Below are 25,411 nucleotides of genomic sequence, written 5' to 3' on the forward strand. Positions count from 1 at the left end.
GTTTGGGTACGCTGCTGCCGTGGACCTTGAGAAGCAGACTCCGCCCGCTGCCACCACCGACCTGCGCGCCTCCGACGCCGACCGCGACCGCGTCGCGGACATCCTGCGCGAGGCCCTCGCCGAGGGCCGCCTGACCGCCGACGAGCACGCCGAGCGGGTCGAGGGCGTGCTGGCCGCCAAGACCGTGGGTGAGCTGGACGTCTTCATCCAGGACCTGCCGGCCGCGCACGCCCGCCGGGAGACGGCGACGACGTACGCCGTGGCCCCGAACCGCCCGACCGCGGGCGCCGTCCCGGTCGACCCCGACGAGAACGTGGTCGCGGTGTTCAGCACCGCCGTCCGCAAGGGCCGCTGGCGCGCGGGCCGCCGCATCCACGCGTACGCGATCTTCGGCAGCGTCGAGATCGACCTCAGCGAGGCCCTCTTCGAGTACCAGCAGGTCGTGGTCAAGGCGATCTCGGTCTTCGGCAGCATCGAGGTCCGCGTCCCGGAGAACGTGTCGCTGCGCGGCACCGGCGGCGGCGTCCTCGGCAACTTCGAGGTGCACACCCTCGACGCGGCCGACCCCGAGGCCCCGGTGGTCTACGTGGACGGCTGGGCCGTGCTCGGCAACATCGAGGGCAGGCCCCGGCGTGGCAAGCTCGTCGCGGACATCCTCGATCGCGTCCAGCACAAGGTCGACCGGAGTTTGCGCAAACACCTGGACCGTTGACGGTTGTGAATCCGACGCCGCCCGAGGGGAGTTGGTCCACTCACAGCCCACTCACAATCCCGCGCGGCACCACCCGGAATCCAGCGGTTCGGAACTCAGTGCATAGGCACGCGTACAACGGGTAGGCCTTGCTGCATCGTCTCTCGCTCGCGAAGCCGTCGTCAGGAGTAGACCGTGCTGCAACCGCCGCATTCGTCCCTGCAGGTAGCTGTTGTTCCGGCTCAGCGGGTGCCAGTGCGAGACAGGGACCAAGACGCACCATGGCACACCGAGGCGGTGTGCCGCCGCGACGAGGCCGGCCTGTTCTTCGCCCCCTCCAAGGAACCCACCGCGGCGCGCCTCTCCCGCGAAGAGGCCGCGAAGCGGGTCTGCGCCCGCTGTCCCGTCATGGTCGAGTGCCGCGAGCACGCCCTCCTGCAACCCGAGCCCTACGGCGTCTGGGGCGGCCTGACAGCCGCGGAACGCCGAGTGGTCCTGGCGAGGAGGCGCCGCCGCGACATGGAACTGAAGAAGGCGGCAAGGACGACGGACCGCATAGCGCAGGCAGGCTAGACAGCAGCATGCCGAAGGGGCGCTCCCTCCGCACCGGGAGCGCCCCTCGCTTTTTGACGTACGGGGGATGAGGCACCTAAGGGGCGCGGGGAACTGCGCGAACGGCCACGACGCACCCGCAGCCGCCCATCCACAGAACCCCCCGAGCTACTAGGCGCCACTCACCTACTTAGCCCGGTCAAAGTCAATCGCGCTATAAGCCCGCAGCTTGCTCAACCGATGCTCGGAGTCAATCCTCCGCACCGTCCCCGACTTCGACCGCATCACGATCGAGTCGGTCGTCGCCGTCTCCGACCGATACCGCACACCCCGCAGCAACTCCCCGTCCGTGATCCCGGTCGCGACGAAGAACACGTTGTCCCCGGCGACCAGGTCGTCGGTCATCAGCACTCGGTCGAGATCGTGCCCGGCGTCGACCGCCCGAGCCCGCTCCTCGTCGTCCTTCGGCCACAACTTGCCCTGGATGGTGCCCCCGAGGCACTTCACCGCACAGGCCGAGATGATCCCCTCCGGCGTACCGCCGATGCCCAGCAGCATGTCGACGCCGGTGCCCTCGCGGAGCGCGTAGATGGAGCCCGCCACGTCACCGTCGGAGATCAGCTTGATCCGCGCGCCGGCCTCCCGGATCTCCTTGATGATCCCCTCGTGCCGCGGCCGGTCGAGGATGACGACCGTCACGTCCTCCGGCGTGGACCGCTTCGCCTTGGCGACCCGCCGGATGTTCACGGACACGGGCGCGTTGATGTCGACGAAGTCGGCCGCCTCGGGGCCGGTGACCAGCTTGTCCATGTAGAACACGGCGGACGGGTCGAACATCGACCCCCGGTCGGCCGCGGCCAGCACGGCGATCGCGTTCGGCATGCCCTTGGCCGTCAGCGTCGTACCGTCGATCGGGTCGACGGCGATGTCGCACTCGGGACCGGTGCCGTCACCGACCCGCTCCCCGTTGAAGAGCATCGGCGCCTCGTCCTTCTCGCCCTCACCGATGACGACCACGCCGTTCATCGACACGGTGGAGACGAGGGTCCGCATGGCGCGCACCGCGGCACCGTCGGCGCCGTTCTTGTCGCCGCGCCCGACCCAGCGGCCCGCGGCCATCGCGGCGGCTTCGGTCACCCGGACGAGTTCCAGGGCGAGGTTGCGGTCGGGGGCTTCACTGGGGACTTCGAGCTCGGACGGCAGATGATGATGCTCGGTCATCGAGGCGCACCTTTCTGATACGACGACGGCCGGATGAGGGTTCGATCCTCGACTCTATCGTCAGTCCGACTAAATGAGCAGGGGACCCCACGGATGAGCGGGCCGGGCACCTGCGACGATAGGGGGCGTGGCAGGTTCGTATGGCAAGAGCGGCAAGCAGAAGACGGTCCGGGACATGGTGCTCTCCCTGGGCCTGATCGGTCTCATGGCGGGGGTCATCTACCTGTTCATCCCGCACGACGACTCCGATCCCGAGGTGAAGCGGGTCGACTACCGCGTCGAGCTGCTCACGGCGCGCCGCGCGGCCTCGTACCCGGTGCTCGCGCCCGAGGGCCTGTCCGCCGACTGGAAGGCGACCTCCGTCCGGTACGACGGCGCCGACGCGGAGTCCTGGCACCTGGGCTTCTCCACCCCGGGCGGTGAGTACGCCCAGATCGAGCAGTCGGCGACGCAGAAGCCGGAGGCGTTCATCGACACCGCCAGCCAGGGCGGCGAGGAGACGAAGACCACGGCGGAGATCGGCGGCCGCACCTGGACCCGCTACGACGGCGGCCGTTACGACGCGCTCGTGCACGAGGGCGAGGGCGCGACGACCGTGGTGGCGGGCACGGGCGGTTACGACCAGCTGGCGCAGATGGCGAAGGCGCTGAAGGCGAAGTAGCCACCACACGGACATGAGGAAGGCCCCCGGCTGCACGCCGGGGGCCTTCCTCATGTCGTCCTGGTCGCTCAGACGGTCGTGACGACGTCGTCGTAGGCGAGGCGCGGCGCGCGCGGGTACGAGGCGTTCTCGCCCGGCTTGCCGATGTTGACGACCATCAGCGGGGTGTGGTCGTCGTCGAGGAACTCCTTGCGGACGCCCTCGTGGTCGAAGCCGGTCATCGGGCCTGCGGCGAGACCGGCGGCGCGGACGCCGACGATGAAGTACGCGGCCTGGAGGGCGGCGTTCATGCGGGCGGCGGACTCACGGGCCGGGCGCTCACTGAAGAAGACGTCCTTGGCCTGCGGGAAGACCGGGAAGAGGGTCGGCAGCTCCTCGTGGAACTCGTTGTCCGCGGAGAGGATCGCGACCAGCGGGGCGGTCGCCGTCTTGGGCTGGTTGCCCTCGGCCATGTGCTGCACCAGGCGCTCGCGGGCCTCGGCGGAGCGGACCAGGGTGATGCGCAGCGGGGTCTGGTTGAAGGCGGTCGGGCCGAACTTGACCAGGTCGTAGATCGCCTGGACCTGCTCGTCCGTCACCGGCTCGTCGGTGAAGGCGTTCGCGGTGTGGGCCTCGCGGAACAGCAGGTCCTGGGCGGTGGGGTCAAGAACGAGAGACATGCGGGGAACCTTCTCGGGTGGTACGTCGGGTCCGTGGTGCCGGACCGGCTGACGCGACAGACACTACGCGAGATAGGTTGAAGCTTCAACAAAAACCGGGGTGTGGTGATCCGCTTCACAGACCACCCAGGAAACCTCAGTCCGAGTCCTCGTCGCCCCCGGAGCCCGCTTCCTCCTCCTCGGCCAGCGCCGCGTCCAACCGCGCCCGCGCCCCCTCCAGCCACCGCCGGCACACCTTGGCCAGCTCCTCGCCCCGCTCCCAGAGCGCGAGGGACTCCTCCAGCGTCGTACCGCCCGCCTCCAGCCGTCGTACGACGTCGATCAGCTCGTCCCGCGCCTGCTCGTAGCCGAGCGCCTCATCCACCTTGCTGCTGGTCATGCGCCCACCCTAAGAGTCGACTCGGACACTGAACTCACCCTCGGACACCCGCGCCCGCAGCACCTCGTCGCCCGTGACCTCCTCCGGGTCGCGCACGACATGGCCGTCGGTCTTCTGCAGCACCGCGTACCCCCGCTTCAGGGTCGCCGCCGGCGACAGCGCCACCACGCGCGCGTGCGTGTGCGTCAGCTCGGACTCGGCACGGTCGAGGTGGTGCCCGAGACAGCGCCGGGTCCGGTCGACCAGGGAGGCCACATGGTCGGCGCGCTCGTCGATCATGCGGTGCGGGTCCTCTATCGCCGGCCGGGCCAGCGCGTGCGCGAGCCCGCGCTCCTCCCGCTCGATGAACCCCTCGACACACCGCCGCGCGCGGTCCCGCAGCATCCGCACCCGCTCGAACTCCTCGCCCACGTCCGGTACGACCTTCTTGGCGGCGTCGGTGGGCGTGGAGGCCCGCAGGTCGGCGACGTAGTCGAGGAGCGGGGTGTCGGGCTCGTGCCCGATCGCGGAGACGACCGGTGTACGGCAGTCGGCGACGGTCCTGACGAGCTGCTCGTCGGAGAACGGCAGTAGATCCTCGACGCTGCCACCGCCGCGCGCGACGATGATCACATCCACGGCGTCGATCTCGTCCAGCTCCTTGACCGCCTGCACGACCTGCGGCACCGCGTGCACACCCTGCACCGGCACATTGCGCACCTCGAAGCGGACGGCGGGCCACCGATGGCGGGCGTTCTCCAGCACGTCCCGCTCGGCGGCCGACGCCCGCCCGCACACCAGGCCGATGAGCTGCGGCAGGAACGGCAGCGGTTTCTTCCGCTCGGCCGCGAACAGCCCCTCCGCGGCCAGCGCCTTCTTCAACTGCTCAAGCCGCGCGAGCAGTTCACCGACGCCCACGGGCCTTATCTCGGCGGCCCGTAGCGACAGCTGCCCCCGCGGCGCGTACCACTCCGGCTTCGCCAGGACGACGACCCGCGCGCCCTCGCTCACCACGTCGGCGACCGCGTCGAACACCTGCCGGTAGCAGGTGACACTCACGGAGATGTCGTACGACGGGTCGCGCAACGTCAGGAAGACGACGCCGGCGCCGGGGCGGCGGGAGAGCTGGGTGATCTGGCCCTCCACCCACACGGCCCCGAGCCGGTCGATCCAGCCCCCGATGAGCCGCGACACCTCACCGACGGGGATGGGGGATTCCGCGGACGTGTTCACAGCCATGCCGGTGAGCGTAACCGCAGGCACCGACATCGATGCGGCCCGCCGAGCCCGCGCATGTCCACGAGCGGACCTCACTCGTCGACGCCCGCCCGCCCCCGCTGCCCGACCAGCACCGCCACCCCCACCGCGAACCACACCGCCCCCACCACCTGCGCCGCCCCGGACGCCTCCACGATCACCGCGATCGTGATCGCCGCGCCCACCACCGGCATCGCCACATGCCGCCACCAGCTCACCGGGCCGCCGGCCCGCCGTACCGCGAACCAGCCCACCACGCTCGCGTGCAGCAGCGTGAACGCCGTCAGCGCGCCGATGTCGACCACCGACACCAGGTGGTCCATGCCGTCGTCCCGGCGGGCCGCCCACACCGCCGCGACCAGCGTGATCACGGCCGCGCACAGCAGCGCCACCCGTGGCACGCCCGAGTCCGTCTTCGCCAGCGCCCTCGGCAGCCGCCGGTCCCGGCCCATCGCGAACAGCAGCCGCCCCGCCGCCGCCTGGCCCGCCAGCGCCGCGAACGCGGCCCCGATCGCCTTGCTGACGGCCACCAGGTCGTGCAGCCAGGTCCCCACCGACACGTCGACGGCGTCGTAGAACGCGGCCCCCTGCTTGCCCGGGTCGGCGGCCAGTTCGGCGGAGGTGACCGGCTCCAGGAGCGCGACCAGATACGTCTGCGCCACGAACAGCACACCCGCCAGCGCGAGACAGAAGAGCACCGCCCGCGCCACCTTCTCCGAACCGCCCGTGACCTCCTCCGCGAAGGACGCGATCGCGTCGAAGCCCAGATAGGAGAGGACCGCCACCGACACGGCGCCGATCACCGCCGACAGCGCGAACGCCCCCTGCGTGCCGTCCCCGGACAGCGGCGACAGCCAGCCCCGTTCCGCGCCGTCGCGCGTGAGGACCACGACCGCGGAGACCACGAAGACCAGCAGGACGACGATCTCCATCGCCAGCACCAGGAACCCGACCCGGGCCGCGGCCCGTACGCCCCACAGGTTCAGCAGCGTCGTGACGACCACCGCGAGGGCCGTCCACACCCAGCGCGACACCTCCGGGACCAGCGCGTTCATCGCGATCCCGGAGAACAGGTAGGCCACCGCCGGGATGAGGAGGTAGTCCAGCATCGCCATCCACCCGGCGACGAACCCCGCCTCCTTGCCGAGCGCCACGCGCGCGTAGGCGTACACCGACCCCGCGCGCGGGACCACCCGCACCATCTGCGCGTAGCTGAAAGCGGTGAACGCCATCGCCACCGTGGCCACCACATAGACGAGCGCGACCGCGCCGTGCGACTTGGCGTCGAGCGTGCCGAACACGCCGACGGGCGCCATGGGGGCGATGAAAAGCAGCCCGTAGACCACCAGATCCCGGAAACCGAGGCTGCGCCGCAGGTCATGGCCCGTGTCGGGCGCTCGGTTCGCCGTGCCGGTCTCGGACATCGATGCCTCCGCCAGTCGCCTGTCGTCGCGCGTTCCCCGCCCTTCACACTTCCCGGCCAGTCTCGCCGCCCACGCGATCTTTGACGCGCCGGGCGCGGCCTTACGATGGGACGCATGACTGCTTCGCCTGGCCGCCGTGTCCTGCTCGCCGCCCCCCGGGGCTACTGCGCGGGTGTGGACCGCGCCGTGATCGCCGTCGAGAAAGCCCTGGAGCAGTACGGCGCTCCGGTGTACGTCCGGCACGAGATCGTCCACAACAAGTACGTCGTGCAGACCCTGGAGAAGAAGGGCGCCATCTTCGTCGAGCGCACGGAGGAGGTGCCGCCCGGGAACATCGTCATGTTCTCGGCGCACGGCGTCGCCCCTGTCGTCCACGAGGAGGCCGCGCGCGGCAAGCTCGCCACCATCGACGCCACCTGCCCGCTGGTCACCAAGGTCCACAAGGAAGCCGTCCGTTTCGCCAACGAGGACTACGACATCCTCCTCATCGGGCACGAGGGCCACGAAGAGGTCATCGGTACCTCCGGTGAGGCGCCGGATCACATCACCCTCGTCGACGGTCCCGAAGACGTCGCCAAGGTGGAGGTGCGGGACGAGTCCAAGGTCGTCTGGCTGTCCCAGACCACCCTGTCCGTCGACGAGACCATGGAGACCGTCGACGCGCTCAAGGAGAAGTTCCCGCAGCTCATCTCCCCGCCCAGCGACGACATCTGCTACGCCACGCAGAACCGTCAGCTCGCGGTCAAGCAGATGGGCGCCGAGGCCGAGCTGGTCATCGTGGTCGGCTCCCGCAACTCCTCCAACTCCAAGCGCCTGGTGGAGGTCGCCAAGCTGGCGGGTTCCCGCGAGGCCTACCTGGTCGACTTCGCGAGCGAGATCGACGAGGCCTGGCTGGAGGGCGTGACGACGGTCGGTGTCACCTCCGGCGCGTCCGTGCCCGAGGTGCTGGTCGAAGAGGTCCTGGAGTTCCTCGCCCAGCGCGGCTACGGCGACGTCGAGCTGGTGAAGGCGGCCGAGGAGTCCATCACCTTCTCGCTGCCCAAGGAGCTGCGACGCGATCTGCGCGAGGAGGCCGCGGCGCTGGTCGCGGAGCGCAAGGGCACCTCGGGGGAGTGACTGTCTGTCGTCCGTCGTAACGTAGGGCCATGCAGATCTTCGGCGTGGACATCGGCGGATCCGGGATCAAGGGCGCCCCTGTCGACTTGGCCAGGGGCGACCTCGCCCAGGAGCGGTGCAAGGTGCTCACCCCGCATCCGGCGACGCCGGACTCGGTGGCGGACGGCGTGAAGGAGGTCGTCGACCACTTCGGCTGGACGGGACCGGTCGGGCTGACCTTCCCGGGCGTGGTCACCGGCGGTGCCACGATCCGTACGGCGGCCAATGTCGACAAGAGCTGGATCGACACCGACGCGCGTGCCCTGTTCAGCGAGCGGCTCGGCGGTCTGCCGGTGACGGTGGTCAACGACGCGGACGCGGCGGGCGTCGCCGAGATGGAGTTCGGCGCCGGTCACGGCCGCGGCGGCACCGTCATCCTGCTGACCTTCGGCACCGGCATCGGCAGCGCGCTCTTCGTCGACGGCGTCCTCGTCCCCAATACGGAGCTGGGCCACCTCGAACTGCACGGTCATGACGCCGAGAAGCGCGCCTCCAGCAAGGCCCGGGAGGACGGCGAGCTGACGTGGGAGCACTGGGCCCGCCGGGTCCAGAAGTACCTCGCCCATGTCGAGATGCTCTTCTCGCCCGAGCTGTTCGTCATCGGCGGCGGCGTCAGCCGCAAGGCGCAGAAGTTCCTGCCCCACATCGAGGGCATCAAGGCGGAGATCGTCCCGGCGCAGTTGCAGAACAACGCGGGGATCGTGGGAGCGGCGATGCGGGCGGCGAAGCAGTAGCTCACACGGGCCGGCGGTTCGCCCGGCGCCGGCGGGCCATCAGGCTGACCTTCCGTACGGTCACGATGAGACCGGCGATCAGCGTCCCCCCGTACAGCCACCCGGCCTGGGTGGCGAGGGCGGTCACCAGGCCCATCAGGCGGGCGCCGAGCCCGTCCCCGCCCTCGGCGACGGGTACGACTCCCGCGGCGAAGGCGATCGGGACGACCACGGGCGCGGTGACCAGGTCGTTGCGCCGCACCCAGACCGCGGTCAGCACGCACACCGGCAGGAACAGCACGCCGTACACCGTCAGCGACCCGAACGTCAGGGCGTCCAGGCAGCCGAGCAGCAGCATCGTCGCGATGCAGAACAGGCCGCCGCCGAGCCCGGTGAGCCGCGGGTTGGGAAAGCGTCGTACCGCCTGCACGGCCGGGGGAGCGGGCCGTCGTACAGCCGCCGGACGCGCCGGAGGACGCCCGCCGCGGGCCGCCTGCGGGGGCAGGGAAGCCGTCTCGCGCCGTGCTCGGATGTGCGGGGGTCGCGTCCTGTGTTGCTCCACTGGACCAACTTAGGACGGTTTATATGCAGAATCGCCCTTCAGACACGCCGAGGGATCGACCTTGGCCAAGTGTTCGACGGGTCGCGAGGGCGGGCCCGGGCACGCCGTAGACTGGTGGATCGGCCCTCTCAGTCCTCCTCCTCTCACGTACGGGAAGTCGCAACGTGTCGCTCACGATCGGAATCGTCGGTCTGCCGAATGTCGGCAAGTCGACCCTGTTCAACGCCCTGACCAAGAACGACGTGCTCGCGGCCAACTACCCGTTCGCCACGATCGAGCCCAACGTCGGTGTCGTGGGCGTCCCGGACGCGCGTCTGACGAAGCTGGCCGAAATCTTCGGGTCCCAGCGCATCCTCCCGGCGACCGTCGACTTCGTCGACATCGCGGGCATCGTGCGCGGCGCCTCCGAGGGCGAGGGCCTGGGCAACAAGTTCCTCGCGAACATCCGTGAGTCCGACGCGATCTGCCAGGTCATCCGCGCCTTCAAGGACGAGAACGTCGTGCATGTCGACGGCAAGGTCTCGCCGAAGGACGACATCGAGACGATCAACACCGAGCTGATCCTCGCCGACCTCCAGACCATCGAGAAGGTCCTGCCGCGCCTCCAGAAGGAGTCGCGGATCAAGAAGGACGTGGCTCCGAAGGTGGCGGCGGTCGAGGCGGCCAAGGAGATCCTGGAGAAGGGCGACACCCTCTTCTCGGCGGGCATCGTCCAGGGCTCCGGCAACGAGGAGCTCCTCCACGACCTGCACCTCCTCACCACCAAGCCCTTCCTCTACGTCTTCAACGTCGACGAGGACGAACTGGTCGACGACTCCTTCAAGGACGAGCAGCGCGCCCTGGTCGCCCCCGCCGAGGCGATCTTCCTCAACGCCAAGCTGGAGGCGGACCTCGCCGAGCTCGACGAGGAGGACGCCCTGGAGCTCCTTGAGTCGGTGGGCGCCGAGGAGCCGGGCCTGGCCACCCTCGCCCGCGTCGGCTTCAACACCCTCGGCCTGCAGACCTACCTCACGGCCGGCCCCAAGGAATCCCGCGCCTGGACCATCAAGAAGGGCGCCACGGCCCCCGAGGCGGCCGGTGTCATCCACACCGACTTCCAGAAGGGCTTCATCAAGGCGGAGGTCATCTCCTTCGAGGACCTCGTCGAGACCGGCTCGGTCGCCGAGGCCCGCGCCAAGGGCAAGGCCCGCATGGAGGGCAAGGAGTACGTCATGCAGGACGGGGACGTCGTGGAGTTCCGCTTCAACGTGTAGCGGCGGTGTGACGGTGCGGGGTCGGTCCTTCGGGGTCGGCCCCGTTTTCGTGCTCGGGTGGGCCAGGGGGTATTCCTTTTCATGTTCTGCGCTTCCGGAATCGGGGTGTCCGGAAAATGTCGTGGGCTTTCCCTGCCCTTTGTCCTCTAAATCGTTTCTTTAACCGCCCTTAGGCTGTTCTTTGTTGTGGGGAGGGGGCCGTTAAGACGGTGTTGCGCTTCCTGTGAGCGGCCGGAAAACCGTTGAAGCAGGTGCGAGCTCATGTGAGGCTAGGCTCATCGAGTCAGACCTGCGGAGATTTTGGGGGAGATTTCTATGGGCTCGCCTTTAGCGGTGTCGTCCGCGCTGCCGGAGCTGAAGTCCGGGGAGGTGGGCCCGTGGACGATCCTCGTCGTGGAGAGCGATGCGGCGAGCAGGGAGATCCTCGTGGCCGACCTGTCCCGCAGCGGACAGGACGTCGGGGCCGTGGAAACCGGCCAGGAGGCGCTGGACCGCGCCACCGAGTACGACCTCATCCTGCTCGGGATGAAGCTGCGTGACCTGGACGGGCTGCATGTCTGCCGCCTGCTCCGGGCCACCGCCGACACACCCGTCATCTTCATCGGCTCCGCCGCCTCGGAACTGGACACCGTGCTGGCCCTGCGGGCCGGCGGCGACGACTACCTGGCGCGGCCGTACGGACTGCGCGAACTCATGGCGCGGATCGGCGCCGTCATGCGGCGGGTCTCCTCCTGCCGGCAGGCGCCGCCCCTGTTGGAAAGGGGGCGGCTGAGCATAGACGTGCAGAAGCGGGAAGTGAAATACGGCGGGCGTTCTCCGCGGCTGACCCGCAAGGAATTCGAATTGCTTCTGCTCCTCGCCCGAAATCCCGGAAAGGTGATCTCACGCGAGGAGATCGTCAGTGCGGTGTGGGGGAGTTCCTGGTCCCAGCGCACCGTCGACACGCATATCAGCAATCTTCGCTCAAAGCTGGGTGACCGTGGCCTGATCGTCTCGGTTCGGGGCGTCGGATTCATGATGGCCAAGGCCTGATTCCCGCACCGGCTGCCCCGGGCCGGCGCCGAAGTCCGCCCAGCCGTGGCGCAGCCGGTCGAAGACGGCCTTCAGATCCTCCGGCGAGTGATCGCCGTACGTGGCGAGGAAGTTGGCCTCCAGCACGAAACGGGCGAGCGTCGTCGTCAGCAGGTCGCCCTCCGGGAGCCCGGCCTCCTCGGCGAGGGTGGCGGCGAGGCTCGCCTCCCAGTGCCGCCGCACCCGGCCGGCGTATTCGAGCAACGCCGGTGTGGACTTGACCAGTTCGACGAAGTCCTCGCCGGACGGACCGTCGGGTGCGGGCTGCGCCGCGGGCACCAGGTGCGCCTCCAGCGCGTCCAGCATCGAGGTTCCGGGTGCGCGGTCGCGGACCGCCGCCGTCAGCGCGCGCTCGTACTCGTCCTCGGCGTCGAAGACCAGCGCCTCCTTGCAGGGGAAGTACGCGAACAGCGTGCTCACCGCCACTTCCGCGGCGTCGGCGATCTCCGCGACGGTCACGTTCTCGAATCCGCGCTCGCGGAACAGGGTGAACGCGGTGTCCGCCAGGCGCTTGCGCGTCTGCGCCTTCTTCCGTTCTCGCAGTCCCGCCACTCCGGCACCCTCTCGCAACGACCTCGTACTCGGCGCGGCATCAGGGGCGCCGATCCGCTGAGTGAGCGTACAGGGCCGGGCCGCGGTCTGTCTGTGATCGTCGGTGAGAAGCGGCTGGTCGGAGGCGCGTCCCGGCGGCCGTAGCGGGTGTTTTGTCCCCATTTTCCGAGGTCCGTCGCACCTCCCCTCGGGAGCCTCGACTCCCCCCTCGTGGCCCCTCTGACCTGCGAAGTCACTGCTCTGCCGCGCTGTATCCGCGAGTGAGTACGGAAGCTGAGTGCATCGGTATTGACACGTTCAGGAATCTCGTATCTACTCTGAACTCGTAGTTACTTCGAAAATTTGAGGGGAGCTCATGGAAGTCACCGCAACGCGTCGTTGGCTGGCCCTCGGCGCACTCGCACTCGCGATGCTGACCGTGGGGCTGGACATGACGGTGCTCAACATCGCCCTGCCCACGCTCGCCCGTGATCTGCACGCCGGCACCGCGGCGCTGCAGTGGTTCAGCACGGCCTACACGCTGACGCTGGCGGGCGTGATGCTGCCCGCCGGTGCGCTCGGGGACCGGTTCGGGCGGAAGAAGTTCGTGTTCGGGGCGCTGGTGCTGTTCGGCGGCGCCTCCATCTGGTGCGCGTTCGCCTCGTCGTCGAGCGAGCTGATCATGGCGCGGGTGCTGCTCGGGGTCGCGGCGTCGGTGCTGATGTCCCTGTCGATGGGGATGATTCCGGTGCTCTTCCCGGACCCGGCGGAGCGCGGCCGCGCCACCACCGTGTGGATCACCGCGGTGACCCTGGGCATGCCGCTCGGCCCGATCGTCGGCGGCCTGTTGCTCGACCACTTCTGGTGGGGCTCGGTGTTCCTGGTGAACATCCCGACGGTCGTCATCGGGGCGTTCGCGGTGGGCCTGCTGGTGCCGGAGACGCGCAGCCAGACCCGCCGGCCCATCGACCCGGTGAGCGTGCTGCTCTCGGCGGCCGGGCTGGTCGGACTGACCTACGGTCTGATCCGCTTCGGTGACGAGGGCTGGGGCGACGGCATCGCCTGGGCGACCTTCGGCGCGGGCCTGCTGCTGATCATCGGCTTCGTCGCCTGGGAACGCACCCGGGAACACGCCCTCGCCGACCTCAGTCTCTTCGGCGACCGCGGATTCCGCATGGGGACGTTCTTCCAGCTGATCAACGCCTTCGCGATGTTCGGGCTGTTCTTCACCATCCCGCTGTACTTCCAGTCGGTGCTCGGCGTCGACTCGCTCGGCAGCGGTCTGCGGATGCTGCCGATGATCGGCGGTCTGCTGGTGGCCTCCAACTTCCTGGAGGGCCTGAGCGACAAGATCGGTCTCAAGCTGACGCTGATGCTCGGCTTCGGGGCCCTCGCGCTCGGCATGGGGCTCGGCGCGATGACCGACATCGACACCTCGTACGGCTTCGTCGCCACCTGGATGGTCGTCGTCGGCCTCGGCATCGGCCTGGTGCTGCCCACCTCCATGTCCCTGGCCGTCGGTGCGCTCACCCCCGAGCGGGCCGGCGCCGGATCGGCCCTGCTGTCGGCGCTGCGCCAGGCCGCCGGCACCACCGGCGTGGCCGTGCTCGGCACCGTGCTGTCCACCCGGTACCACTCCGAACTCGGCCCGCTCGACCGTGAGCCGATCTCCGACGGCGTCGGCTCAGGAGTGGCCGTCGCCGACAAACTCGGCGACCACTCGATGCTCCACGACGTCCAGACGGCGTTCCTCAGCGGCATGGACCTGCTGCTGGTCGTCTGCGCCGCCATCGCGGTCGTCGGCCTGCTGCTCTCGGCGGTCGCCACCAAGAGCCGCCCCGCGGAATCCGGGGCCAAGCTGCCCAAGTCCGAGACCGCGCCGGTCGCCTAGTCGGCAGCAGCGTCACCGAACGCACCGCAAACCGAGACTCTCCCACGAGGAAGTGATGCACATGCGCAGCATGGTTACCGTCTCGAAGATGGATCGGAACGCGATCCCCGAGGTGTCGAAGCTGTTCGCGGACTTCGACAGCACGGAGATCCCGGGGCTGATCGGACTGCACCGCCGCCAGTTGTTCATTCACCACGGCATCCAGGTCCACCTGTACGACTTCGTCGAGAAGTCCGACCAGGCCGCGCTGGAGAAGGTCAAGTCCGACCCGCGCATGGCCAGGCTCTCGGTCGACCTCCAGCCGTTCGTGACGCCGTACGAGCCCGAGACCTGGAACTCCCCGGCCGACTCCGCGGCTTCCTGCTTCTACGCCTGGGAGGGGGAGCCGGCCGGGGCGCCGGGCTCGACGGAGACCACCGTCACCCTCGCCCGGATGGAGACCGACGCGATTCCCGAAGTCACCAGGATCTTCCGGGACTTCGACGCCACCGCGCAGTTGATGGGCATCCGCCGGCGCCAGCTGTTCGTCTTTAAGGACCTGTGCATCCACATCCAGGACCACGCAGGGCGCGACGACGCGGACATCGCGCAGAAGGCCGCGACGGACATCTGGTTCGGCCATGTGCTCCAGGAACTGCCGCGCCTGGCGCCGCAGGAGCCGACTGCCGACGGACACGCGATCCGCTTCTACGGATGGGAGGCGTCCTGACGCACCACGCGAAAGGCCGCTGACAGCGGCAGCGGCCGGGCCGGACAGCAGCGTCGGCCCGGCCGGTCGGTACGACCCACCCCCTCTGACAATGAGGCAACCGATGGCCGGACAGCAGAGCCGTACCGCCGGAGAGGCGGCGTGCGCGGGGCAGTTGAGCATCGAGCAGCGGCTCGGGGAGGCGCTCACCGAGTACGCGCGGGACGTCGAGCCCCTGGACGAGGGCGTCCTCGGCATCCGCGCCGCGTCGGCCGGCCCGGCCTGTCTGCACCTGGACACGGAGCCGATCCTCCTCGGCTACCTGGTCCACCGGCTCGCCCCCGGTCTGCGCCTCGTCCGCGGCACGCCCGGCCGGCTCGAACTGCGCCACCGCGACGGCCACGGACGCCTCGTCTTCCATCTCGACGCCGCCGCCGAACACGTACTCGACGTGTGGAAGCGGGATCTCGCCACGGTCCACCCCCACCTCGTCACCGTCCACTTCGCCGGCCCCTCCCACCCGGACGCCGCCGCGGAGAGCCGGAAACTGCGCCGACTGCTGCGTGACCTGCCCGTTGTCCCCTCCGCACATGATCACCCCGAGACCGTACCGATCACGCGAGCCAGTCTGAATGTGGAGTCGTAAGAATTAAAGAGCAACTCTGATTCCGATGTGACTTCGACTCGTGTACGCTGGCTGTGCCCGGGCCCGGTACCGCTGGGGGCATTCGTTTTTCGATGTCCGCAGAACGTCAAGGAAAATTAACGAACCCCTGTGGTTTCGTGAAGGAATCGATCCGTGGTGAAGCCACTCACATGGCTACGGTTGTGCTTGCGTGACCAAGGGGGAAGCTGGAGGGTGGAATCGTGGACGCGAGATGGTCAAAAGCTGAAATAGGTGAGCTTCTCGATCGCTATGTCCTCGGGCTCGACTACGACAAACTCGATGACGAGTGGACCGCCGAGCTGTTCTCCGACGACGTGGTCATCGAATTCCCGGTCAGTCGGCACACCGGCATCGACGGACTCGCCGAATACCACCGGCGAGCATTGGCCATGTGGGCCGAAACGCACCATCTGAACACGCCGTCGGTCGTGAGCGTCTCCGGGGACCGGGCGACGCTCCGCGCCAACATGACGTCCGTGCATGTGCACCACGAGCGAGAAGGCGAGATACGACCGCACTACGTGTCGGGCACCTGTGTCACCGGCGACGCGGTGCGCACCGAGCGGGGCTGGCGCCTTTCCCGTCTTTCGTTCGAACTGATATGGAAGACCGGCAACCCGCCGGACTGAGTTGGGTGGGCATTTATGCGATCAGCACAAGTGAAAGCGAGTTCTCGACCAGAGATACTCGAAACCCACGACACCGAGCACCGTACGGCGGCCCGAGCGACCTTCGGCAGCCGAACCGGTGCGGCGACCTCATCGCCGGCACCCGTCCGGAACTTCGCGGACACCTGGCGGATCCTGGTCGTCGAAGGCAGCAGGGCCGACCGCGCGACCCTCACCGAGGCACTCGAACGACACGGCCATCATGTCGACGCCGTCGACTCCGGCGCCGAGGCACTGGCCTGGTTCGAGACCGCCGACCTCGTCCTGCTCGACCTCGACCTGCCCGATCTGGACGGCCTCGAGGTCTGCCGCGAGATCCGGATGGCCGGCGACATCCCCGTCATCACCGTCACCTCGCGCGCCTCCGAACTCGACTGCGTGCTCGCGTTGCAGGCCGGCGCCGACGACTACGTCATCAAGCCCTACGGCATCCGCGAGCTCATGGCCCGGCTGGACGCCGTGATGCGCCGCGCGCGCCGCAGGCCGCACACCGACCCGGACGCCGACGGCGGGGCGGTGCTGGAACACGGCCCCCTGCGGATCGACAGCGACTCGCGCGAGGTCGAGATGAGCGGCCGGCCGGTGCCGGTCACCCGCAAGGAGTTCGATCTGCTCGCCCTGCTGGCCAGCGCCCCGGGGCAGGTGATCTCGCGGGAGTCCATCATGCGCAAGGTCTGGGGCGAGTCCTGGTCGCGCCGTACCGTCGACACCCATGTCAGCAGTCTGCGCAGCAAACTCGGCGGACCGGAATGGATCGTCACCGTCCGCGGGGTCGGTTTCAAACTCCGCAGCATGCGCTGACAGTACATTGCCGTTGAATTGACGTTCGCTGAACCCGTCCATGTAATTTCCCTCGTTATCGTCGGACCGCAGGAAGCGGAAACTCCGAACGAGGGGTGACATGACGAACACCGATATCGACGAGACCAGTGAACTCGTCAGCTTTCCCATTCAGCGCACGTGCCCTTTCGCCATTCCGCCGGTCTACACGAAATTCCGGGAGGAGGCGCCGGTCAGCCAGGTGGTCCTCCCGGACGGCGGAAAGGCCTGGCTGGTCACCAAGTACGACGACGTGCGGGCCGTGATGTCGAACCCCAAGCTCAGCTCGGACCGCCGTAAGAAGGACTTCCCGGTCGTGGTCCCCGGGCAGAACGCGGCCCTCGCCAAGCACGCACCTTTCATGATCATCCTCGACGACCCGGAGCACGCGGAGGCCCGGCGGCCCGTCATCAGCGAGTTCTCGGTCCGCCGTGTCGCCGCGATGAAGCCGCGCATCCAGGAGATCGTCGACCACTTCATCGACGAGATGCTGAAGCTGCCCCGGCCCGTCGACCTCAACCAGGTCTTCTCCCTGCCGGTGCCCTCGCTGGTGGTCTCCGAGATCCTCGGCATGCCCTACGAGGGGCACGAGTACTTCATGGAGCTGGCCGAGGTCCTGCTCCGCCGCACCACTGACGAGCAGGGCCGCATCAACATCTCCGTCCAGCTGCGCGCCTACATGGACAAGCTCGTCGAGGAGAAGATCGCCAACCCCGGCGACGACCTGCTCAGCCGCCAGATCGAGCTCCAGCGGCGAAACGGCGGCATCGACCGGCCCCAACTCGCCAGCCTCTGCCTGCTGGTGCTGCTGGCCGGCCACGAGACCACCGCCAACATGATCAACCTCGGTGTGTTCTCGATGCTGACCAGGCCGGAACTGCTCGACGTGATCAAGGCGGACCCGTCGAAGACCCCCAAGGCCGTCGACGAACTCCTGCGCTTCTACACGATCCCGGACTTCGGCGCGCACCGGCTGGCGATGGACGACGTCGAGATCGGCGGCGTCCTGATACGCAAGGGCGAGGCCGTCATCGCCTCCACCTTCGCCGCCAACCGGGACCCCGCCGTCTTCGACGACCCGGAGGAGCTGGACTTCTCCCGCGACTCCCGCCACCACGTGGCCTTCGGGTACGGCCCCCACCAGTGCCTGGGCCAGAACCTCGGCCGCGTCGAGCTCCAGGTCGTCTTCGACACGCTGTTCCGCAGGCTGCCGGACCTCCGGCTCGCCGTGCCCGCCGAGGAGCTGAACTTCAAGAGCGACGCCCTCGTCTACGGCCTCTACGAACTGCCCGTGACCTGGTGAAGGAGAGCGCCATGCGACTGGAGAAGGACCACGACCGCTGCATCGGCGCGGGACAGTGCGTACGGACCGACCCGAGGATCTTCGACCAGGACGACGACGGGCTCGTCAAGGTCCTGATCGACCGGCCGCGGGGCACCGACGAGGCCGCCGCCCACAAGGCGGTCTTCATCTGCCCGGCGAAAGCCCTGTCCATCGCACAGGACTGATCCATCGCACAGGACTGATCTGTCGCACAGGACTGACCCCCAAGGCTCCCCCCACGGAGAAGCCGCGCCGGTTCCCCTGCTCTCGGCAGAGGGGCCGGCGCGGCTTTCGTAGGACGGTCAGTGGTCGTGCATGCCGTGGTCGTCGCCGGTCGTCCACACGGGCTCGATCCCGATCCGGGACAACAGCCAACTCCCTTCCTCGCGCACGGCGGTGAAGGTGTAGCGGGCGCCCAGGTCGAAGTGCTTGCCGGGGCCGCCCGGGCTCACGTGCACGGCGGTGACGTTCGCGTGCACGGTCGCGCGGTCGCCGTGGAGCTCGGGGAGCACGTTCGCCATGGAGTGCATGGTGGTCGCCCAGACCAGGTCGTCGCGGAGCATGCCGGCCAGCGCCTCGCGGCCCTCGATCCGGATGTCCGGCAGCAGTTCCATGGTCACGTCCGGGACGAGCAGCGCGGACAGCGCCTCGTGGTCGCGCAGATCGACCGCGCGCGCGAAACGGGCCACCAGAGCCTGGAGCCGAATGAAGTCCTCGATATCTGTCATGGAAGTGATGCTGCGCACCGAAAGGCGTCCGTGCCACTTTCCTGAAATCTTCTGACGAACCTCTGACAAGACCTGAACTTGCCCGTATTGAAACCTGTATTGCGCCTCGGAAGACTCGAACTCATCAACGGCTTCCCGTTACGGAGAAGGACATATGCACAGCAGTGTCATAGTGGCCCGGATCAAACCCGGAAGCGCTGAACAGATTGCCGAGGAGTTCGCGAAATCGGACGCCGATCCGTCCGGCGCCGGGAATCTCCTGCGCCGCCAACTCTTCGAGTACAAGGGCGTGTACGTCCAGATGCAGGACCACGCCGAGCCCCACGAGCCGGCCGCCGCCACCCCCGCGGAGACGGTCGCGACCCGCTTCTACGCGTGGCACGGACAGCCGGTCGCCGGCCCGCACCGGATGCACAGCACCATGATCGTGGCCCGGCTCGACGAGTCCGACCTCGACACCGTCGCGAAGCTGTTCGCCGACTTCGACACCGGCACCGAACTGCCGCACACCATGGGCACCCGGCGCCGCCAGCTCTTCGCCTGCGACGGCCTGTACTTCCACATCCAGGACTTCGAGTCCGCCGACGGCGGCCGGCTGATCGAACAGGCCAAGCTGGACCCGCGGTTCGTACAGATCCAGCAGGACCTGCTGCCGTACATCACCGTCTTCGACCCGGCGACCTGGCGCTCGCCCTCCGACGCCATGGCCACGCGCTTCTACAGCTGGCAGGCCGCCGTATGAGCGGGCGTCGCGTGGTCGTCACCGGGATGGAGGTGCTGGCGCCCGGCGGGGTGGGCACCGACGCCTTCTGGTCCCTGCTCAGCGAGGGCCGCACCGCCACTCGCGGCATCACCTTCTTCGACCCGGCGCAGTTCCGCTCCCGGGTGGCCGCGGAGATCGACTTCGACCCGTACGCCCACGGACTCACCCCGCACGAGGTGCGGCGCATGGACCGGGCCGCGCAGTTCGCGGTGGTCGCCGCGCGCGGTGCCGTCGCCGACAGCGGGCTCGACACCGGGGCGCTGAACCCGTACCGGATCGGCGTCACCATCGGCAGCGCCGTCGGCGCCACCATGAGCCTCGACGAGGACTACCGCGCCGTCAGCGACGGCGGCCGGCTCGATCTGGTCGACCACGCCTACGCCGACCCGTTCTTCTACAACCACTTCGTGCCGAGCTCCTTCGCCGCCGAGGTCGCCCGCGCCGTGGGGGCGCAGGGGCCGAGCAGCGTGGTGTCGGCCGGGTGCACCTCCGGGCTCGACTCGGTCGGGTACGCCGTCGAACTCATCCGGGAGGGCACCGCGGACGTCATGGTCGCCGGTGCCACCGACGCGCCGATCTCGCCGATCACGATGGCCTGCTTCGACGCGATCAAGGCGACCACGCCCCGCCACGACGACCCCGAGCACGCCTCCCGCCCCTTCGACGGCACCCGTAACGGGTTCGTCCTCGGCGAGGGCGCGGCGGTGTTCGTCCTGGAGGAACTGGAGAGCGCGCGACGCCGTGGGGCCCGTGTCCACGCGGAGATCGCCGGATACGCCACCCGCAGCAACGCGTACCACATGACCGGCCTGCGCCCCGACGGCGCCGAGATGTCCGAGGCGATCACCGTCGCGCTCGACGAGGCCCGCATGAACCCCACGGAGATCGACTACATCAACGCGCACGGCTCCGGCACCAAGCAGAACGACCGGCACGAAACCGCCGCGTTCAAGCGCAGCCTCGGCGACCACGCGTACCGCACCCCCGTCAGCTCCATCAAGTCGATGGTCGGGCACTCGCTGGGCGCGATCGGCTCCATCGAGATCGCCGCGTCCGTCCTCGCGATCCGCCACGACGTCGTACCGCCGACCGCGAACCTGCACACGCCCGACCCGGAGTGCGACCTCGACTACGTGCCCCTGACCGCCCGCGACCAGCTCGTCGACACGGTCCTCACCGTCGGCAGCGGCTTCGGCGGGTTCCAGAGCGCGATGGTGCTGGCCCGACCGGAAAGGACGGCGGCATGACGGCCTCAGTGGTGGTGACCGGCCTGGGGATCACCGCCCCCAACGGGCTCGGCACGAAGGACTACTGGAGCGCGACCCGCGTCGGCAAGAGCGGCATCGGCCCGCTCACCCGCTTCGACGCGGCACCGTACCCGGCGAAGCTCGCCGGCGAGATCGACGGCTTCACCGCCGAGGAGCATCTGCCCAGCCGGCTCTTGCCGCAGACCGACCAGGTCACCCGGCTCTCGCTGGTCGCCGCGGACTGGGCGCTCGCGGACGCCGGGGTACGCCCCGCCGACCTGCCGGCCTTCGACATGGGCGTCATCACGGCGAGCTCCGCGGGCGGCTTCGAGTTCAGCCAGCACGAGCTGAAGAGCCTGTGGAGCAAGGGCGGCGAGTACGTCAGCGCGTACCAGTCCTTCGCCTGGTTCTACGCCGTCAACACCGGCCAGATCTCCATCCGCAACGGCATGAAGGGCCCCAGCGGTGTCGTCGTCACCGACCAGGCCGGCGGCCTCGACGCGGTGGCGCAGGCCCGGCGGCAGATCCGCAAGGGCACCTCGCTGGTGGTCGCGGGAGCCGTCGACGCCCTGCTGTGCTCCTGGGGCTGGGTCGGACTGCACACCAGCGGCCGGCTCAGCACGGCCGACGATCCCGGCCGCGCCTATCTGCCCTTCGACGAGCGGGCCGCCGGTCATGTGCCGGGCGAGGGCGGCGCGTTGCTGATCCTGGAGGCGGCCGACGCCGCCCGCGCCCGCGGGGCCCGGGTGTACGGCGAGATCGCCGGGTACGCCGCCACCTTCGACGGCCGCGAACCTGGCCTGCGCAAGGCGATCGAACTGGCCTTGACGGACGCCGACTTGGCGCCCTCCGACGTGGACGTCGTCTTCGCCGACGCCGCCGCCGAACCCGAACTCGACCGGATCGAGGCGGAGACGCTCGTCGAGGTCTTCGGCCACCGGGGCGTCCCGGTCACCGCCCCGAAGACCATGACGGGCCGCCTGTACGCCGGTGCCGCCGCCCTGGATCTCGCCACCGCCTTCCTCGCGATGGGGGAGGGCCTGATCCCGCCGACCGTCCACACCGACCCCGCCGACCACTACGGCCTCGACCTCGTCGGCACCGAGGCCCGCCCCGCCGAGCTGCGCACGGCCCTCGTCCTGGCCCGCGGCCACGGCGGCTTCAACTCGGCGATGGTCGTCCGTTCCTGACCTCCCCTTTTCCGTTCGTGACCCTCCTTCAGGACCTTTAGGAGATACCTGATGTCCCAGCCCACGTTCACCCTCGACGACCTCAAGCGCATCCTCCTCGAAGGCTCCGGCGCCCCCGAGGGCGGCGGCCTCGACGGAGACGCCCAGGACGTCCTCGACACCGAGTTCAGCGACATCGGCTACGACTCGCTCGCCCTGCTGGAGACCGCCAGCCGCATCGAGCGGGAGTACGGCATCGACCTCGACGAGTCCGTCATCGGCGACGCCACCACACCGCGCGCGTTCATCGACGCCGTCGGTGACCACCTCGTCGCACCGGCCGCCTGAAGGGAACGCGGAGACATGACAGAAACGACACAGCAGGAGCGGCGCGTCGCCCTCGTGACCGGCGCGACCAGTGGAATCGGCCTGGCCGTGGCCCGGCTGCTGGCCGCACAGGGCCACCGCGTCTTCATCGGCTCACGCACCGAGGACAAGGTGCTCACCACGGTCAAGCGACTCCAGGAGGAGGGCCTGGAGGTGGACGGCGCGGTCCTCGACGTCCGCTCGGTGGACTCGATACGCGGCTACGTCCGGGCCGCCGTCGACCGGTACGGGACGGTCGACGTGCTCGTCAACAACGCGGGCATCAGCGGCGGCGGGGTGACCGCCGACCTCACCGACGAACTGTGGGACGACATCGTCGACACCAACCTCAACAGCGTCTTCAGGCTGACCCGGGAGGTTCTCACCACCGGCGGCATGCGGGACAAGAGCCGCGGCCGTGTCATCAACATCGCCTCCACCGCGGGTAAGCAGGGCGTGGTCCTCGGGGCGCCGTACTCCGCCTCCAAGCACGGCGTCGTCGGCTTCACCAAGGCGCTCGGCAACGAACTCGCCCCCACCGGCATCACCGTCAACGCCGTCTGCCCCGGCTATGTCGAGACGCCCATGGCCGAGCGCGTACGGCAGAACTACGCGCGGCTCTCCGGCGCGTCCGAAGACGCCATCCTGGAGAAGTTCCAGGCCAAGATCCCCCTCGGCCGCTACTCGACGCCCGAGGAAGTGGCCGGTCTGGTCGGCTATCTGGCCTCCGACCTGGCGGCGTCCATCACCTCCCAGGCCCTGAACGTCTGCGGCGGCCTCGGCAACTTCTGACCGCGGCCCGCCCGTTCCCACCCGAGGAGCCCCCATGCCGTCCCAACTGCGCACGTCCCAGCACGAGATCAAGATCGCGGCGCCCGCCGAGGAGGTCTACCGTCTGCTGGCCCAGGCGGAGGACTGGCCCCAGCTGTTCCCGCCGAACATCCACGTCGACCGGCTGGAGGGCGGTGAGCGTGAGGAACGCATCCGCATCTGGGCGACCGCCGGCGACACCGTCAAGAACTGGACCTCGCACCGCACCCTCGACCCCACGGGGCTGCGCATCACCTTCCGGCAGGAGGTCAGCGCACCGCCCGTGGCCGCCATGGGCGGTAGCTGGCAGATCGAGGACCTGCCCTCCGGCGAGGCCCTCGTCCGCCTCGGCCACGACTTCCGGGCCGTCGAGGAAGCCGACCTGGCCTGGGTCGAAGAGGTCGTGGACCGCAACTCCCGCGCCGAACTGGAGTCCTTGAAGGCACTCGCCGAGTCGAAGGCCGCCACCGACGAACTGACCTGCTCCTTCGAGGATACGGTCCACATCAAGGGGGCCGCGAGCGACGTCTACGACTTCATCCACGACGCCCACCTGTGGACCGAGCGCCTGCCGCACGTCGTCACGGTCCGCCTCGACCAGCCGGAACCCGGGCTCCAGACCCTGGAGATGGACACGCTGTCCAAGGACGGCTCCACGCACACCACGAAGTCGTACCGCGTGGGGCTGGCCCCCGACCGCATCGTCTACAAGCAGATCACCCTGCCCGCCCTGATCACCCTGCACACCGGCCGCTGGACCTTCACGCCGAGGGGCGGCGGGGTCGACGCGTCCTCGCAGCACACGTTCACGGTCAACACGGCTGCTATTGAGCAGGTGTTGGGGTCGGGTGCGACGGTGCAGGACGCGATCGAGTACGTCCGCACCGCCCTGAGCACCAACAGCATGGCGACGCTGACGATCGCGAAGGCGTACGCGGAGGGCCTGGCCGGGACGGCGGGGTCCGGCGGGGCTTCGGGGTCCGGCAGGGAAGGCCGGCCGTGACCACGGCGCCCCCCGCCCCGCCGCCCCCGGCGCCGGTGGTCGACCGGCGGCTCATCACCCTGGACGCGGACGGCATCCCGCTCTCCGCCCGCCTCGCCCTGCCCACGCATGTCCCGCCCAGGGCGACGGTCGTCGCCCTGCACGGGGCCGGGATGAGCGCGGCGTACTTCGACGGCCCGGCCCACCCGGAGACGTCGTTGCTGGCCCTGGCCGCGCAACTCGGCTTCGCGGCGGTGGCCGTCGACCGCCCCGGGTACGGCGCCTCGGCCGGGCAACTCCGGTACGGCCAAGGGGTGGTGGACCAGGCGGCCACCCTGTCTGCGGCACTGCGCAGTCTGTCGGCGTTCTGCGCACCCGGCGCCGGGATCTTCCTGCTGGGCCACTCCTTCGGCAGCAAACCGGCGTTGCGCATGGCGGCGGACTGCAGGGTGCCGGGGCTGCTCGGGCTGGACGTGTCCGGTTGCGGTGACGAGTACCTGGTCCCGCCCACCGCGCCGGGTACGCGGGCCGGGAGCTGGAAGCTCAACTGGGGTCCCCTGCGGCTGTATCCGCCGGGGACGTTCCAGGCCGGCCTCGCGGTCGTCGCCCCGCCGCCGGAGCGCGAGCTGGCGGACGCCGCCCGGTGGCCGGAGGAGTTCGCGGCGCTGGCCGGGCGGGTGCGCGTTCCCGTCCGGTTCACGTTCGCCGAGCACGAGGCCTGGTGGCGCCGGGACGCGCCGACGCTCGCCCGGCTGCGGAACCGGCTCGACGCGGCACCCCGGGTCCGGATCGACCACCAGCCCGACGCCGGCCACAACATCAGCCTGGGGTGGGCGGCACGGTCGTACCACCTGCGGGCACTGAGCTTCGCCGAGGAGTGCCTGCGCAGGCGGACAGACGGCGAGGGACGGCAACCATGACGCTGCACCTACCCCCGCCCACCCTCGCCGACCTCGAACACCCCCTGGTGGGCGCGCTGAGCATCTTCGCCCCCGGCATCACGGACACCCCGCCGAGCGAGGAGGAGCCCGACCTGGACCCGGCGAGGGACCCGGTCGTACGCCCAGAGCCGCCAGCACCCCTGCCGCCTTCGCGTGCGTCTCGGCCTGGGCCTTACGCCCCGGCGACCGTACGACGTCCCGACAGCCCGAGGGCAGCGTGAACACCCCGCCCCGACCCCC

At 69.5% G+C, this 25,411-nt stretch carries 30 protein-coding genes and 1 pseudogene; 23 read left to right on the plus strand and 8 right to left on the minus strand.

What is annotated here, in order from left to right; translation table 11 throughout:
- Window positions 1-19 precede the first annotated feature (19 nt).
- Together IQ210_RS15375 and IQ210_RS15380 are read left to right on the plus strand one after the other, a co-directional pair.
- Window positions 20-712, plus strand: a complete 693-nt coding sequence (locus IQ210_RS15375; protein WP_194079585.1) for a DUF1707 SHOCT-like domain-containing protein — start codon at window positions 20-22, stop codon at window positions 710-712.
- A gap of 174 nt (window positions 713-886) precedes the next feature.
- On the plus strand, window positions 887-1,264 hold the full coding sequence (locus IQ210_RS15380) for a WhiB family transcriptional regulator (protein WP_079083058.1): 378 nt from the start codon (window positions 887-889) through the stop codon (window positions 1,262-1,264).
- 165 nt (window positions 1,265-1,429) lie between these two features.
- On the opposite strand, the gene glpX is transcribed toward IQ210_RS15380, so the two are convergent.
- A complete protein-coding gene (gene glpX, locus IQ210_RS15385) occupies window positions 1,430-2,464 on the minus strand; it encodes a class II fructose-bisphosphatase (RefSeq protein ID WP_194079586.1) in 1,035 nt (344 codons plus the stop codon).
- Between the two features lie 127 nt (window positions 2,465-2,591).
- On the opposite strand from glpX, the gene IQ210_RS15390 reads away from it, so the two are divergent.
- On the plus strand, window positions 2,592-3,125 hold the full coding sequence (locus IQ210_RS15390) for a DUF4245 domain-containing protein (RefSeq protein WP_194079587.1): 534 nt from the start codon (window positions 2,592-2,594) through the stop codon (window positions 3,123-3,125).
- Window positions 3,126-3,193: 68 nt separating this feature from the next.
- Here IQ210_RS15390 and IQ210_RS15395 read toward each other — a convergent pair whose 3' ends face one another.
- The 4 genes from IQ210_RS15395 to IQ210_RS15410 form a co-directional block, all read right to left on the minus strand.
- Complete coding sequence (locus tag IQ210_RS15395; RefSeq protein ID WP_194079588.1) at window positions 3,194-3,784, minus strand: malonic semialdehyde reductase; 591 nt, start codon at window positions 3,782-3,784, stop codon at window positions 3,194-3,196.
- A gap of 136 nt (window positions 3,785-3,920) precedes the next feature.
- Entirely contained in the window at window positions 3,921-4,163 is a 243-nt protein-coding gene (locus tag IQ210_RS15400; protein WP_194079589.1) for an exodeoxyribonuclease VII small subunit, read from the minus strand.
- A gap of 9 nt (window positions 4,164-4,172) precedes the next feature.
- Window positions 4,173-5,381 (minus strand): exodeoxyribonuclease VII large subunit, encoded by a 1,209-nt coding sequence (gene xseA / locus IQ210_RS15405; protein WP_194079590.1) that lies wholly within the window; start codon window positions 5,379-5,381, stop codon window positions 4,173-4,175.
- Between the two features lie 71 nt (window positions 5,382-5,452).
- Window positions 5,453-6,823, minus strand: coding sequence for an APC family permease (locus IQ210_RS15410; RefSeq protein ID WP_194079591.1), 1,371 nt, complete (start codon window positions 6,821-6,823; stop codon window positions 5,453-5,455).
- Window positions 6,824-6,928: 105 nt separating this feature from the next.
- Here IQ210_RS15410 and IQ210_RS15415 point away from each other — a divergent pair, with 105 nt between their 5' ends.
- Complete coding sequence (locus tag IQ210_RS15415; RefSeq protein ID WP_194079592.1) at window positions 6,929-7,939, plus strand: 4-hydroxy-3-methylbut-2-enyl diphosphate reductase; 1,011 nt, start codon at window positions 6,929-6,931, stop codon at window positions 7,937-7,939.
- A 29-nt stretch (window positions 7,940-7,968) separates the two neighbouring features.
- A complete protein-coding gene (ppgK, locus tag IQ210_RS15420; RefSeq protein WP_194079593.1) occupies window positions 7,969-8,712 on the plus strand; it encodes a polyphosphate--glucose phosphotransferase in 744 nt (247 codons plus the stop codon).
- 1 nt (window position 8,713) lies between these two features.
- Here the strand turns inward: ppgK and IQ210_RS15425 are convergent, their stop codons facing one another.
- Window positions 8,714-9,253, minus strand: coding sequence for a DUF6542 domain-containing protein (locus IQ210_RS15425; RefSeq protein WP_194079594.1), 540 nt, complete (start codon window positions 9,251-9,253; stop codon window positions 8,714-8,716).
- A 164-nt stretch (window positions 9,254-9,417) separates the two neighbouring features.
- On the opposite strand from IQ210_RS15425, the gene ychF reads away from it, so the two are divergent.
- Together ychF and IQ210_RS15435 are read left to right on the plus strand one after the other, a co-directional pair.
- On the plus strand, window positions 9,418-10,506 hold the full coding sequence (ychF, locus tag IQ210_RS15430; protein WP_194079595.1) for a redox-regulated ATPase YchF: 1,089 nt from the start codon (window positions 9,418-9,420) through the stop codon (window positions 10,504-10,506).
- A gap of 393 nt (window positions 10,507-10,899) precedes the next feature.
- Window positions 10,900-11,538, plus strand: a complete 639-nt coding sequence (locus IQ210_RS15435; RefSeq protein ID WP_256785263.1) for a response regulator transcription factor — start codon at window positions 10,900-10,902, stop codon at window positions 11,536-11,538.
- Here the strand turns inward: IQ210_RS15435 and IQ210_RS15440 are convergent.
- Window positions 11,470-12,129 carry a TetR family transcriptional regulator gene (locus tag IQ210_RS15440; protein ID WP_194079596.1) on the minus strand — a complete coding sequence of 220 codons (660 nt, stop codon included), beginning with the start codon at window positions 12,127-12,129 and terminating at the stop codon, window positions 11,470-11,472. The genes IQ210_RS15435 and IQ210_RS15440 overlap by 69 nt on opposite strands.
- Window positions 12,130-12,484: 355 nt before the next feature.
- Here IQ210_RS15440 and IQ210_RS15445 point away from each other — a divergent pair, with 355 nt between their 5' ends.
- The 7 genes from IQ210_RS15445 to IQ210_RS15475 all read left to right on the plus strand — a co-directional run bounded on the left by IQ210_RS15445 (window position 12,485) and on the right by IQ210_RS15475 (window position 18,350).
- Window positions 12,485-13,999, plus strand: a complete 1,515-nt coding sequence (locus IQ210_RS15445) for an MFS transporter (protein WP_194079597.1) — start codon at window positions 12,485-12,487, stop codon at window positions 13,997-13,999.
- A gap of 70 nt (window positions 14,000-14,069) precedes the next feature.
- Window positions 14,070-14,708, plus strand: coding sequence for a TcmI family type II polyketide cyclase (locus IQ210_RS15450; RefSeq protein WP_228047884.1), 639 nt, complete (start codon window positions 14,070-14,072; stop codon window positions 14,706-14,708).
- A gap of 103 nt (window positions 14,709-14,811) precedes the next feature.
- Complete coding sequence (locus IQ210_RS15455; RefSeq protein ID WP_194079599.1) at window positions 14,812-15,333, plus strand: hypothetical protein; 522 nt, start codon at window positions 14,812-14,814, stop codon at window positions 15,331-15,333.
- Window positions 15,334-15,554: 221 nt separating this feature from the next.
- On the plus strand, window positions 15,555-15,983 hold the full coding sequence (locus IQ210_RS15460) for a nuclear transport factor 2 family protein (protein WP_194079600.1): 429 nt from the start codon (window positions 15,555-15,557) through the stop codon (window positions 15,981-15,983).
- A gap of 30 nt (window positions 15,984-16,013) precedes the next feature.
- Window positions 16,014-16,823, plus strand: a complete 810-nt coding sequence (locus tag IQ210_RS15465) for a response regulator transcription factor (RefSeq protein ID WP_407699701.1) — start codon at window positions 16,014-16,016, stop codon at window positions 16,821-16,823.
- Window positions 16,824-16,923: 100 nt separating this feature from the next.
- Window positions 16,924-18,144, plus strand: coding sequence for a cytochrome P450 (locus tag IQ210_RS15470; protein WP_194079602.1), 1,221 nt, complete (start codon window positions 16,924-16,926; stop codon window positions 18,142-18,144).
- A gap of 11 nt (window positions 18,145-18,155) precedes the next feature.
- Complete coding sequence (locus tag IQ210_RS15475) at window positions 18,156-18,350, plus strand: ferredoxin (protein WP_194079603.1); 195 nt, start codon at window positions 18,156-18,158, stop codon at window positions 18,348-18,350.
- Window positions 18,351-18,467: 117 nt separating this feature from the next.
- Here the strand turns inward: IQ210_RS15475 and IQ210_RS15480 are convergent, their stop codons facing one another.
- The gene (locus tag IQ210_RS15480) at window positions 18,468-18,893 is read right to left on the minus strand and encodes a nuclear transport factor 2 family protein (RefSeq protein ID WP_194079604.1); all 426 of its coding nucleotides are present in this window, start codon (window positions 18,891-18,893) and stop codon (window positions 18,468-18,470) included.
- 154 nt (window positions 18,894-19,047) lie between these two features.
- Between IQ210_RS15480 and IQ210_RS47215 the strand changes: the two are divergent.
- The 9 genes and pseudogenes from IQ210_RS47215 to IQ210_RS15520 all read left to right on the plus strand — a co-directional run.
- Window positions 19,048-19,215: pseudogene (locus IQ210_RS47215) on the plus strand (TcmI family type II polyketide cyclase); the annotation flags it as partial.
- 87 nt (window positions 19,216-19,302) lie between these two features.
- Window positions 19,303-19,635 (plus strand): TcmI family type II polyketide cyclase, encoded by a 333-nt coding sequence (locus tag IQ210_RS47220; protein ID WP_228047887.1) that lies wholly within the window; start codon window positions 19,303-19,305, stop codon window positions 19,633-19,635.
- Window positions 19,632-20,903, plus strand: a complete 1,272-nt coding sequence (locus IQ210_RS15490) for a beta-ketoacyl-[acyl-carrier-protein] synthase family protein (RefSeq protein ID WP_194079606.1) — start codon at window positions 19,632-19,634, stop codon at window positions 20,901-20,903. The genes IQ210_RS47220 and IQ210_RS15490 overlap by 4 nt, the downstream gene beginning before the upstream one ends.
- Window positions 20,900-22,093, plus strand: a complete 1,194-nt coding sequence (locus IQ210_RS15495) for a ketosynthase chain-length factor (RefSeq protein WP_194079607.1) — start codon at window positions 20,900-20,902, stop codon at window positions 22,091-22,093. Before IQ210_RS15490 ends, IQ210_RS15495 begins: the two co-directional genes overlap by 4 nt.
- Before the next feature lie 51 nt (window positions 22,094-22,144).
- Window positions 22,145-22,420, plus strand: coding sequence for an acyl carrier protein (locus IQ210_RS15500; protein WP_128112061.1), 276 nt, complete (start codon window positions 22,145-22,147; stop codon window positions 22,418-22,420).
- Window positions 22,421-22,435: 15 nt separating this feature from the next.
- Window positions 22,436-23,230 (plus strand): 3-oxoacyl-ACP reductase FabG, encoded by a 795-nt coding sequence (gene fabG, locus IQ210_RS15505; protein ID WP_194079608.1) that lies wholly within the window; start codon window positions 22,436-22,438, stop codon window positions 23,228-23,230.
- Window positions 23,231-23,264: 34 nt separating this feature from the next.
- Entirely contained in the window at window positions 23,265-24,251 is a 987-nt protein-coding gene (locus IQ210_RS15510) for an aromatase/cyclase (RefSeq protein ID WP_194079609.1), read from the plus strand.
- Window positions 24,248-25,150, plus strand: a complete 903-nt coding sequence (locus IQ210_RS15515) for an alpha/beta fold hydrolase (protein WP_194079610.1) — start codon at window positions 24,248-24,250, stop codon at window positions 25,148-25,150. The genes IQ210_RS15510 and IQ210_RS15515 overlap by 4 nt, the downstream gene beginning before the upstream one ends.
- Window positions 25,147-25,392 (plus strand): hypothetical protein, encoded by a 246-nt coding sequence (locus tag IQ210_RS15520; RefSeq protein WP_194079611.1) that lies wholly within the window; start codon window positions 25,147-25,149, stop codon window positions 25,390-25,392. Before IQ210_RS15515 ends, IQ210_RS15520 begins: the two co-directional genes overlap by 4 nt.
- Window positions 25,393-25,411 lie beyond the last annotated feature (19 nt).

This window comes from Streptomyces justiciae (assembly GCF_015163075.1).
Lineage (GTDB): Bacteria > Actinomycetota > Actinomycetes > Streptomycetales > Streptomycetaceae > Streptomyces > Streptomyces justiciae.